Origin of the sequence: Thalassolituus pacificus (genome assembly GCF_025318105.1) — a bacterium.
In the GTDB taxonomy this organism is placed as follows: Bacteria; Pseudomonadota; Gammaproteobacteria; order Pseudomonadales; family Oceanobacteraceae; genus Venatoribacter; species Venatoribacter pacificus.
Map to the genome: position 1 here is coordinate 15,986 of NZ_JAOANI010000028.1, position 12,205 is coordinate 28,190.

Here is a 12,205-nt window from a genome sequence, read left to right on the forward strand (position 1 = left end):
CGGCCGGAGCCAGTATTCAGGTCTTTTTTATCATCTTAGCATCTTATGAGATGCGGGTATGGCTGGAGGTGCGGTTCATTTTCCGGCGCAGCAGCAGCAGCGGGGTCATACCCAGCAGCCACAGCAATGAGCCGCCACCAGAGGATGATCCACCGGATGAAGCGTTGCCGCTGTCCGTGCCGTCAGATCCGTCACCGCCGTCACCGCCGTCACCGCCGTCACCGCCGTCACCGCCATCACCGTCGTCCGGGTCAGTCCGGTTATCGACCGGGTCGCTGTTATCACCGATACCATCACCATCAACATCAGACCACTCGGCCGGGTCATCCGGGAAAGCATCTTCATCGTCGATGTAACCATCAGCATCCGTGTCACGCAGTACCCGGCCCAGTGCGGTCAGTACAGGTAACTGCTCTGAGGTGCCGAAGTTCCAGAAGCTCATCGGCTGTCCGTCAGGTGCGGTATAGGTGCTGTCAGACCAGCCACTAAACAGTGTGATGTCCGCGCAGCTGGTATTGTCTGCATTCACTGCGCAACGCAGAGCGGCATCGCTTACCGCGCCGTATTCAGCGCTGTTGTCATCAAGCAGGTTGTTGCTGGCCCAGGGCTGTTGCGGACCACTTTCTGTTGTCCAGTAACTGTTGTTGATACGCATAATGTCAGAGCGGCCAACCATGGCTCCGGCAATATCGGTTGCGCTGCTGATCGCCCCGGATACATACGCATTTTCAATCGCGATGGTGCTGCGGAAACCGAAGCCAACCAGGCCGCCGGCGCTGTTTTCCCCATGAACATTACCGCGTACATAGTTGTTCATCAACGTGGCATCGTTGGCAATCAGCCCCACCAGTCCGCCGGCTTCATAGCCGCTGACGTTACCGTAAAGCGCGCTGTTGGCGATATCGATTCCGTCAGCGTGGCCAATCAGACCGCCCGCTCTGGCACTGTTGTCTGCTGCGGTTGCCGTTACATTCCCCATGTTGTAACTGAATAAAACCTGCCGTGGGCTGCCGCTGTTATTGGCCATTAAGCCGACCAGACCACCCACATAAGCCGACCCGCTGACATCGCCTCTGATCCAGATACCACTGATATTACTGTTCCAGGAAGTGCCGGCAATGGCGCCCACATAGGTGCCGCCGGTGACCGACATTAGCGCACCGTTGAGGCTGAGTAAGCGTACATCGGCATTGTTGATGTGGCCAAACAGACCTTGTTCATTCGCGGATGGACGGTTGATATAGAGGTTACTGATGCGGTGGCCATTGCCATTAAACTGGCTAGTAAAGGGGGCGGAAGAGGTGCCGATCGGAGTCCAGCCTTCGCCGTCATTCCAGTATTCATCATTGGCATCCAGCTGGCCGTCGCCATTGGTATCAAAGTCGAGGTCAGCGGTTAATTCAAAACCATTACATAGGGTGTTGGGACAGCCGGCGGTAATACCATCCATGCTGGTGCCGTCCAGATTGTTGCGGATATTGTTCAGGTCAGCCAGCGTATTAATGTCAATCAGGCCATTGCCGTTAGCATCAACTACTTGATCAGCGCGCGAAGCACTTGGATCGAAAGGGAACGCATCGTCTTCGTCGGCCACACCGTCGTTGTCATCGTCAGGATCGGCATTATTACCCATGCCGTCGCTGTCGTAGTCGGCCCACTCGGTCGGGTCGTAAGGGAAGACGTCATCGTCGTCGGCCACCCCGTCGTTGTCGTTATCAGTATCGGCATTGTTGCCTGTGCCATCGCCGTCACTGTCGAGCCATTCGTTACTGTCATCCGGGAAAGCATCGCGGTTGTCACCAACACCGTCACCATCGCGATCGCTTGATTCAGTGTTGTCGTAAGGGAAGATATCTTCGCTGTTACCGACACCATCACCGTCAATGTCCGGATCGCTGTTGTCACCGATACCATCACCATCCGTATCGGTACTTTCACTGCCATTCGCAGGAAAGTCGTCTTCAGAATCAGGCACGCTATCACGGTCACTGTCGCGGTAAGCGACGCCATTAATCAGCAGGCCCGGCAGTTGATTGCTGTCACCGAAATCCCAATATGAAACCGGTGTCGAGCCGCCGTTGTCGTAGGCTTGCGTTTCCCAGTTGGAATACAGCACTGAGGGGCTACAGGCGGTGTCTGTACCAGCTGTTGGGCATTGAAGTTCGGCCAGTGTGACGCCGACATTTCCAACCGATGTAATCTTATTGCCGTTTGCCATATTGCTGCGACCGGTGGTATCGGTTGCCCAGTGGCTGTAGCTGATAAATTCATTGCCGTCACTGTAAGTCGTGCCAATCAGACCTGCGGGTGTTTGTGTTGATGTGTATGTGACGCGTCCGATGGCAAAAGCGTTTATAACCTCACTGTGAACCATTGATCCGACCAGACTGCTGGCTGATGAGTCGCCTGTAACGTTACCCGTGGCAAAGCCATTGCTGATGGTTGAGCTTTCCCGCAGAGTGCCGACCAGGCCGCCAGACATTACACCGGCTGACACTCTGCTGGTACCATTGATATTGCCAGTGGCAAAACAGCCTTCAATGACTGAGTTGTTTTCAACAAGGCCTACCAATCCGCCCGCACGCCAGGAATCTGTGGTGACATCCCCTGTGGCGTAACTGTGTCTGACGATCGAGTTATTCTCTGCCGATCCGATTAATCCGCCACTGGTCGTGCCATAAGCGAAAACATCTGCGTCAGCGCTGGCGTTAATAATCTGTGAGTTTTTAACCATGCCTGCCAGTGGCGCGACAGACTTATAGCCGGTAACGAAACTGAGCCGCCCGCGCAAATGTATATTACTGATGGTTGTGTTTTCGACGCGACCCAGCAGCGAAGCATAGCTTTCTCCGGGGCGATTAATAAATAAATTATGAATCGTGTGATTGTTGCCGTTAAACACCGCACTAAAAGGCGCATTGCGTGTCCCGATATGTTGCCACCCGGCACCATCATTCCAATACGGGTCGGTTTTATCAATTACACCATTTCCGTTCTGGTCAAAATCTAAGTCGGTGGTCAGCTCGAATCCAACGCAACCCGTTTCCGGGCAACCGCTGTTGAAGCCATACAGAGTGCTTCCGTTCAGTGAGTGACGGATGGCATTAAGGTCATCTAGGTCGTTAATTTCGATCAGACCATTATCATTAATGTCATAGTCGGTGCGGCTATTATCAGCCAATATCTGAGCACTGCCGGTCAATAGCAGCACCGGCAGGAAATATTTTAGGGACGTCATGGTTTCTCCTGGTGGCGGTAAACGCCTATTGGGAAAAAGAGTAGGGTATCGATTGATATTTTATCGATAAGTGCACTTAGCTTAATCCTGCAAAAGGATGGAAAGGCATTTTTAAAATGGGGTTTTTGAAAATTAAAAAAATAATAAAAATCGACGATGCTGATTTTCTGTATTTATTTTCGGATGGTATGGATTGTTGTGAAAGTGGGGCGGGTTATTATCGATTTTATTCGGTTATTTGAAAAATCATAAAAAACCCCGCGATGCGGGGTTTTTATTTCAGCAACTATTTATCAGGCTTTTGACTTGCGACGTAAGGACACCATCGCTGCCAGGCCCAGCAACCAGATCAGTGCACCACCGCCGGAGCTGCTGCCACCACTGGTTGGAGATTTTGGCTCTGTGTTTGTCGGATCATCCGGATAGGCATCATTAAAGTCCCAAATGCCATCGCCATCACGGTCACGTAATACATAGCCCTGTGCGGTTAACACCGGCATTTGATTCGCGGTACCGAAATCCCAGTAATTCACCACAGTTTCGTCAGCCATTATGTAGCTGTTTGTCCAGTCCTGGTACAGAGTGGCATCTGTTGTGCAGTCGGTATCATCGGCGGCAGTCGGGCAGCTAAGTACGCTTTGGGAGTAACTGCTGTTACCGACGTCATTGCTCAGGGTGCCGCCGCCATGGAGATATTGCTGGCCTGTTTCTGTGGTCCAGTGACTGTGGTTAACCGAGCTGTTATTGGCTTGGCCAATCAGTCCGCCGGCAATACCTGCCTCGTCGGAGACGCTGACATTGCCCATGGCATAAGCATAATAAATATTCAAAGAATAAGAATTGTGATATCCGACCAGGCCGCCAGCGATATCGGTGGCACTGACATTGCCGCTGGCATAAGCGTTAGCGATGCTTATGCTTATGACTTCACCAATTAAACCACCGGCTTTGGTGTTGGCCGTAACGTCGCCCAGGGCAAAACACTCTGTGACATTATTAGCGTTTACATAGCCTGCAATGCCTCCGGCTCCTGCTTCGCTGGCATTAACGTTTGCTGTGGAGTAACAAGACGAGAGAGTGCGTCTGCTATTTGCTTCAGTCTGATAGCTACCAATTAAGCCACCAACGGCGTTCACGCCCTGTACCTGACCAGAGCTGCTGACACTGCTCACATCACCTTTGGTGATGATGCCACTCAGGATACCGACATTGTTCTGGCCGGTGACCGAAGTCAGTGATCCCGCGATAGCCAGATTATAAATACTACCCCAGTACACACGGGCGAATAAACCGACGTTATCGCTTTCAGGACGGTTGATATACAGGTTACGGATAACATGATTTTTACCGTCAAAGATGGCGCCAAAGGTCGGACTAGGGCTGCTGCCAACAGGCTCCCAGCCTAAACCGTCATTCCAGAATTCGTCACTGGCGTTGATAACGCCATCGCCGTTGGTATCAAAATTAAGGTCAGTGGTCAGTTCAAAACCGGTGCAGCCGCTTTCCGGGCAGCCTGTTGCAGTGCTGAGGTTAAATTCAGATTCTGCGTCGCGATAATTACGCATCGCGTCCAGATCCTGCAGGCTGTTGATTTCAATCAGCCCGTTGTCATCCAGATCGTAATCTTCGCGTGGTTCCGCAGCTAATACCTGAGCGCTAAGGCCAATAATGGCGGCGGCCAGAAGTGTTTTTTTAAATTTCATAGAGTCACCGATTATCCGTCATCGTCGTTATGTGATTGTTATTGGCTGCCTGATTATTCTGAAATTCAGGCAGGGTGTGTATGGTGAGACGGATGTTATTACCTGTTGCTGCGGGATTTTATCCTTCATAAGGATGAAATATGTTGTCGGGAATTTAATTGGAATTTTTCGGTGAGATACAGCAAATTATGACGGGTTACATTCTTTCGGAGGGTGTATATTTAAACTCAAAAGATGTACGTGCGACCACCGCTTTGTCAGCGTATTTGCACCGGTATTTATATTCGTTCTCAGTGTATCGCTGATTTGATGGTATGCGTATTCTTCGTGTTGAAATTGTCAGTGTCTGGACAGCGCTGTCGCAGGTGGATTTTCAGATATCACTGGCCGACAGGTATAGCAGACTGATTTATAAGGGATTTGTCTCGAATACTTACTTCTTTGGCATATCCGGCACCATCCTTTTGGCTGGTTACAGGTGGATTAATATGGAATATCATAATAGGCTTATGTGCGGCCTGTAGGATTGGGCATGGAGAGCTGATATGAAGATACTTCTGGTTGATGATCATCAGATGTTTGTGGATGGGCTAAAGGGCATATTGTCCGCGTCTGATCTGAATGCCGAGATCGAAACGGTCAATAATGGCCGGGCTGCTCTGGAGCGTATGAGGTCGGTTAAGTTCGATATTGCGCTGGTGGATTTGCGCCTGCCTATTATGGACGGATTTATGTTGCTCGCTGAAATGAATAAGTGTGTCAACCTGACGCCGATTATTATTGTTTCTGCATCCCGCGATCCGGAGGACATGCGTAAAGCCATTGAGCTTGGGGCAATGAGCTTTATCCCGAAGTCATCGTCGGGCGATCGCATTGTTCAGACCATTGCTGATGTGATGAATGGCAAGGTGGTCTACTCCAATAAAACCGATATTAATGAAGAAGACTTTCTGTCTGATGGTGCTCTTTGGGCTGCCCAGCACAATATGACGCCACGCCAGCTCGAGGTTCTCAGGTTGGTTAAGAAAGGGTTGTCCAATCAGGCGATTGCCGAACAGTTGTGTCTGAGTGTGGCTACAGTAAAGTCCCATCTTAGCGCTATCTTTCATGCTCTGGGAGCACAGAGCCGCTCTGAGTCCAGTAAAAAAGCACACCAGCTGGGCCTTGATTAGGCAAGTATTTATGCAGCGATTATGGTTTGACCAAAATACTGCCACGTCATCCGAATATGAAAACGAGATCCTTGCTGAAAAAATCAGGGTAGTTCGCCGTAATACACCAATGATCCTCATGGGTAATTTGTTGGGCAGTGTGCCTTTATTAATTGTCTTCTGGGGAGGTGATTATGCGACGCGGGTAATTCTCTGGAGTATTGCACTTTACATTATGCTCGCAATCCGGATGGTGCATTATCATTACCCGGGTAATACGATCAGTACGCACAAAGAAATATTCCGCTACGGCAGAGATCAGACTTTTCTGATTTTTCTTACCGGCTGCGTATGGGGAGCTGGTGGTGCAGTACTGTTTGATGCAGAGAATATTAATAACCTTGCCTATCTGATACTGACCTTTATCAGCATGATCGCTGGTAGCATGGTATCGCTTTCATCCCGGCCAGTATCTTATATCCTGTTTTCAGCACCGCTTATGCTGCCGATGATCCTGAGTATGGTTACTCAGGATCAGTATATGTATCGCTGGATGGGATTTGGTGCCGCGGTGTATTTGTTTGCCACCTTTGGTTTCAGCCGGACGGTGCACAGAGTTATCGACAACTCTATTCGTCTTAAATACGCCAACCTTGATCTGATTGCCGATTTACAGCAGCAGACGGATCGGGCAAACCGGGCCAGTGAGGAGAAGTCGCGCTTTCTTGCATCTGCCAGCCATGATCTGCGCCAGCCGTTACAGGCGGTCAACCTGTATACCGAGATTCTTGCTGCAAAAGTGCGGGAGCCTGAGATGCAAACCGATTTGCGTAATATTCGTCAGGGAGTGGGGGCGCTTAATGAGCTTCTTGATGCATTATTTGACGTATCGCATCTCGACTCCGGCAATGTGCAGGTAAGTCGTATCAGCTTTATGCTGGAGGATATATTTCACAAACTGGAGTGTCAGTTTCAGCTGAAGGCCGGACAGCAGGGATTGGACTTTAATGTTGACTATGGGCGGCATATCGTTAAATCGGATCCCATTTTGTTGGAAAGGGTTATCACCAATCTGCTGGTCAATGCATTCCGTTATACCGAACATGGTAAAGTGGATGTCCGTTTTGAGAGTGTCGATGGTGGTGCCGTACGCATGCATATCCGGGATACCGGCATCGGCATATCCGCTGAAAACCTGGAGGCTATTTTTCAGGAATTTTTTCAGGTTGAGAATCAGGAGCGGGACCGCCGTCTGGGGCTGGGGCTGGGGTTGGCGATAGTACGCCGGATTCTGGGCCTCCTGGGTCATGATATTGAGGTGCGCTCTGAACTGGGCAAAGGAACGGAGTTCATTATTACATTGCCTCCCGGCAAAGAGGAGGAACGCGCGCCTCCCATGTTGAATACTGCTGAGAGCGGCAGTATTTCAGGAAGCCTTGATGGCCTGCGGGTTATGATTGTTGATAATGAGGCATTGATCCTTGAAGCAACGGATTCTCTTTTATCGTCATGGGGCGCGGAATGTACAGGTTTTCTGACCACAGAATCTGCCCTTCAGGCTGTCCATGATGGATTCTGCCCACAATTACTGATTGCCGATTATCGCATGCCAGGAAAATACAATGGCTGTGACTTTGTGTCTGTGATCCGCTCGGTTATTGCGGATGTGCCGGCTTTGATTGTTACTGGAGATACCAGTGATGACGTCGTCAATGAATTCCGCCGCCTGCAGCTGGATTATCTGCACAAGCCCATCAAGCCTGCGCAGCTGAGAATGTTGGTGTCGCGCATACTGCGGCGCGATGAAGAGCAGAAAAGCGCACTGAGTGGCAATAAGGCTCGCTGACAGTACGGTCAGCGTTGTCTTGCGGCCTGCCGTATCTGAACTAGTCTTTAACCAGTTATTGTTCTGCAGGTTAATGATTATGGTTGCTTATTTTCTGGTCGGTATGGCGCTGGCATGTCTGCTTTGTTACGGCGCTTACTTCCTGTTGCAGGTAAAGGTTCTGGATGAAACGCTCACGATGGATGACGGCAAGGGCTATTTTCTGGTAGCCTGCATCCTGATTGGTTTTGTCGTCAGCGTTACCTGCTTCTATGTTGGGCAAACGCTGGGTTACGACCAGCAGGAAGACACCTCGACTATGATGGCCCTGGCCATCCTGCTCGATATCATGGTCACCATGCTGACCCTGATTTACGGTCTGGTGAAGTTCCGCGAGCCGGAACATTACTGATCAAAGCACAGCCAGCACAGATACCTGAACCGCCGCTTGCAGCCCTGCAAGCGGCGGTTTCTTTTACTGTGCCGGCGGGCGCCATCTCTGTACCGGTCCGGGCTTTGCCTGAGTTACCGGCCGGATCATAATTCATACAGGATTATGACTTGCGGAAGGATCTTCCTTCCTATAGAATGCCGCCCTCTTTTCGAATCAACATGCCCTTAAAGGCGAGAAATTGATGAAAACATACAGCGCGAAACCCGAAACCGTAAAACGTGAGTGGTTTGTAGTTGATGCAGCTGAACAGACGCTGGGTCGCCTGGCCACTGAGGTTGCTCGCCGTCTGAGAGGCAAGCACAAGCCAGAATACACTCCACACGTTGATACCGGCGATTACATCGTTGTTATCAATGCAGACAAAGTAAAAGTTACCGGTAATAAAACCAGTGACAAGATGTACCATCATCACACTGGTTACCCAGGTGGTCTGAAGTCTATTTCTTTCGAGAAACTGATCGACCATAAGCCTGAAATGGTAATCGAACTGGCCGTTAAAGGTATGCTTCCAAAGAATCCTTTAGGTCGTGCCATGTACAAAAAAATGAAAGTTTATGCTGGTAGCGAGCATCCGCATACCGCTCAGCAGCCGCAAGAACTGAAACTGGGATAATATGATGGCAGTCACTCAATACTATGGTACCGGTCGTCGTAAGACTTCCACAGCTCGTGTGTTCCTGCGTCCTGGTACAGGCAGCATTGTCGTTAACAAACGTCCTCTGGATGTTTACTTCGGTCGTGAAACCGCTCGCATGGTTGTTCGTCAGCCACTCGAACTGACTGAAAGCCTGACCAAGTTTGACGTTATTGTTAACGTCAACGGCGGTGGTGGTAACGGCCAGGCCGGTGCTATCCGTCACGGTATTACCCGTGCGCTGATGCAATACGACGAAACTCTGCGTCCTTCTCTGCGTGCAGCGGGTTATGTTACCCGTGATGCTCGTGAAGTTGAGCGTAAGAAAGTGGGTCTGCGTAAAGCACGTAAGAAACCACAATTCTCCAAGCGTTAATTCGCTCGAAGGATACAAAAAGAAGCGTTCATTGGCTTATGTCAATGGACGCTTTTTTTATGTCCAAAACCCCATGTTCTGTGGGTTTTTCAGGTTGTTTCCACCTCCCAATTTCTTTACTATGTGCGCCGCTCTGTATGCTACGCTGGGTCTGTGCAAAAAAAGTACAACAGGCTCCTGACCTTGTAGCACAAAAGAATTTTTTTGATGGGAGAAGATGGTAATGAGTCAAGACGGCGTGAATAAAAGTCGGCGTACTCTGCTCGTAGGCGCTACAGCCGGCGTCGGTGCTGTCGGCGCTGGCTTTCTCGCAGTACCCTTCGTGAAATCTTGGTTGCCAAGTGAGAAGGCGAAAGCAGCAGGTGCTCCGGCAAAAGTCGATATCAGCAAAATTGAGCCGGGTGCGATGCTCACCGCCGCATGGCGTGGTAAGCCGGTGTATATTGCCCGCCGCACTCAGGAAACTCTGGATAATTTACCGGCACTTAACAGTCGCCTTAAAGATCCGGATAACAGCGTAAAAGAACAGCAGCCAGCTTACGCCGACAATATCCATCGCTCACGTAAACCAGAATTTATTGTTCTGCTGGGTGTGTGTACTCACCTGGGTTGTGCGCCGAAATACTTCGCTGAAGTTCAGCCGGAAACGTTCGATGCAAACTGGCAGGGTGGTTGGTTCTGCCCATGTCACGGTTCCCGCTTCGACCTGTCTGGTCGTGTATTCAACGGCTCACCGGCAGCCACCAATCTGATTGTTCCTCCTTATTCCTTTGAGGGTGAAAACATTCTGGTGATCGGTGTCGACGAGGAGAACGCTTAATGAGTAAGCAGCAAAACACTCTGATGGGCTGGATTGACGACCGTCTGCCGGTCACCCAGACCTATGAAAAGCATATGTCTAAGTACTATGCGCCGAAAAACTTCAACTTCTGGTACTTCTTTGGCGTTCTGTCAATGATGATGCTGGCCAACCAGATCCTGACCGGCGTCTGGCTGACCATGAACTTCATTCCGAGTGCAGAAGGCGCTTTCGCCTCTGTTGAATACATCATGCGTGATGTTGAGTGGGGCTGGCTGATCCGTTACCTGCATTCCACCGGTGCTACCTTCTTCTTTATTGCCGTTTATCTGCACATGATGCGTGCGATTCTGTACGGTTCATACCAGAAGCCACGTGAGCTGATCTGGATCTTCGGTATGTTGATTTATCTGGCTCTGATGGCGGAAGCTTTCATGGGTTACGTGCTGCCATGGGGACAAATGTCTTACTGGGGTGCGCAGGTAATTATTTCTCTGTTCTCGGTTATTCCTTTTGGTATCGGTGATGCACTGACTGAATGGATTCGTGGTGACTTCCTGATTTCCGGTGCCACCCTGAACCGTTTCTTCGCCCTGCACGTGGTTGCGGTACCTCTGGTGATCGTCATGCTGGTAGTTCTGCACTTGCTGGCACTGCACGAAGTGGGCTCCAATAACCCGGATGGCGTTGATATCAAAAAACTGAAAGACGAAAACGGTAAGCCGCTGGATGGTATTCCATTCCACCCTTACTACACCGTGCATGACCTGGTGGGTATTGTCGTCTTCCTGATGATTTTCTGTACTGTGCTGTTCTTCTTCCCTGAAGGTAATGGCTTCATGCTGGAATACGCGAACTTCGAGCCTGCTAACGGCCTGAAAACTCCGGCACACATTGCTCCTGTTTGGTACTTCGGTGCGTTCTACGCCATCCTGCGTGCAGTACCGGATAAGCTGCTGGGCGTTATTGCCATGGCCGCTGCGATTGCCGTTCTGTTTGTTCTGCCATGGCTGGATCGCAGCCCGGTTAAGAGCTGGCGCTACAAAGGCTGGATCAGCAAAGTATTTATTGTTGTCTTCGCCGTAGCCTTCGTTGAACTGACCTGGCTTGGTACTCAGCCAGCGAACGACCTGAATACTTTCCTGGCTCGTTTCTGCTCAGTTATTTACTTTGGTTTCTTCCTGCTGATGCCGTTCTACACCCGCATGGAAAAAACCAAACCAGTACCAGAGCGCGTAACCGGGGGCCACTGATAATGAAAAAAGTATTCGCGTTAATTGCCGCATTTATTCCAGCTTTTGCTATTGCGGCCGGTGCCGATGTGCATCTGGATAAGCACCTGACAGACCTGAAAGACACTGCCTCTTTGCAGCGTGGTGCTCAGACCTTTGCTAACTACTGCATGGGCTGTCACTCTCTGGAGCACGCCCGCTTTAACCGTGTTGCCCGCGACCTGGGTATTCCGGAAGAGCAGATGAAAGAGAATCTGATTTTTGCCGATAAGCAATTCGGTGAACTGATGACCATCGGTATGCACAAAGAAGACTCCAAGCGTTGGTTCGGTGCTACACCTCCGGATCTGACTCTGGTTGCCCGTGTACGTCGCCCGGATTGGGTATACACCTACATGCGCAGCTTCTACGAGGATCCAAACCGTCCTTGGGGCGTCAACAACGCCGTATTTAAAGACGTTGGTATGCCACACGTATTGGCTGGCCTTCAGGGTCGTCAGGTAAAAGGTACCGCCCAGGTTGCTGTTGGTTTTGATACCCTGACGGGTCAGGAAATCACCGAAGAGCACGAAGGTGTCCTGTATCTGGCCGAAGAAGGCACCCTGTCTGCTGAAGAGTACGACAAAGTTGTGTACGACCTGGTTAACTTCCTGGTGTACATGGCGGAGCCAATTGCCGTTGAGCGTGAGCGCATCGGCTGGTGGGTACTGTTATTCCTGGCAATCTTCTTTGTTCCTGTATATATGCTGAACAAAGAATACTGGCGCGACGTTAAGTAAGTCGTCCGGCAGTT

10 protein-coding genes are annotated in these 12,205 nt (G+C 50.5%); 8 read left to right on the forward strand and 2 right to left on the reverse strand.

The window, feature by feature from the left end:
- Window positions 1-43: 43 nt before the first annotated feature.
- Both NYR02_RS14695 and NYR02_RS14700 read right to left on the reverse strand, forming a co-directional pair.
- Window positions 44-3,238: a GLUG motif-containing protein gene (locus tag NYR02_RS14695; RefSeq protein WP_260977109.1), complete on the reverse strand. Its 3,195-nt coding sequence runs from the start codon at window positions 3,236-3,238 to the stop codon at window positions 44-46.
- 293 nt (window positions 3,239-3,531) lie between these two features.
- On the reverse strand, window positions 3,532-4,941 hold the full coding sequence (locus NYR02_RS14700; RefSeq protein WP_260977110.1) for a hypothetical protein: 1,410 nt from the start codon (window positions 4,939-4,941) through the stop codon (window positions 3,532-3,534).
- Window positions 4,942-5,486: 545 nt separating this feature from the next.
- On the opposite strand from NYR02_RS14700, the gene NYR02_RS14705 reads away from it, so the two are divergent.
- From NYR02_RS14705 to NYR02_RS14740, 8 genes are all read left to right on the forward strand, one after another.
- A complete protein-coding gene (locus NYR02_RS14705; RefSeq protein ID WP_260977111.1) occupies window positions 5,487-6,113 on the forward strand; it encodes a response regulator transcription factor in 627 nt (208 codons plus the stop codon).
- A gap of 118 nt (window positions 6,114-6,231) precedes the next feature.
- Entirely contained in the window at window positions 6,232-7,938 is a 1,707-nt protein-coding gene (locus tag NYR02_RS14710) for an ATP-binding response regulator (protein ID WP_260977112.1), read from the forward strand.
- 79 nt (window positions 7,939-8,017) lie between these two features.
- A complete protein-coding gene (locus NYR02_RS14715; protein ID WP_260977113.1) occupies window positions 8,018-8,329 on the forward strand; it encodes a hypothetical protein in 312 nt (103 codons plus the stop codon).
- 223 nt (window positions 8,330-8,552) lie between these two features.
- Window positions 8,553-8,984, forward strand: coding sequence for a 50S ribosomal protein L13 (gene rplM, locus NYR02_RS14720; RefSeq protein ID WP_145471059.1), 432 nt, complete (start codon window positions 8,553-8,555; stop codon window positions 8,982-8,984).
- Between the two features lie 4 nt (window positions 8,985-8,988).
- A complete protein-coding gene (gene rpsI, locus NYR02_RS14725) occupies window positions 8,989-9,381 on the forward strand; it encodes a 30S ribosomal protein S9 (protein ID WP_260977691.1) in 393 nt (130 codons plus the stop codon).
- A gap of 223 nt (window positions 9,382-9,604) precedes the next feature.
- Window positions 9,605-10,201, forward strand: coding sequence for a ubiquinol-cytochrome c reductase iron-sulfur subunit (petA, locus tag NYR02_RS14730; protein WP_260977114.1), 597 nt, complete (start codon window positions 9,605-9,607; stop codon window positions 10,199-10,201).
- Complete coding sequence (locus NYR02_RS14735) at window positions 10,201-11,433, forward strand: cytochrome b (protein ID WP_260977115.1); 1,233 nt, start codon at window positions 10,201-10,203, stop codon at window positions 11,431-11,433. The genes petA and NYR02_RS14735 overlap by 1 nt, the downstream gene beginning before the upstream one ends.
- A gap of 2 nt (window positions 11,434-11,435) precedes the next feature.
- Complete coding sequence (locus NYR02_RS14740) at window positions 11,436-12,191, forward strand: cytochrome c1 (RefSeq protein ID WP_260977116.1); 756 nt, start codon at window positions 11,436-11,438, stop codon at window positions 12,189-12,191.
- The last annotated feature ends 14 nt before the right edge of the window (window positions 12,192-12,205 follow it).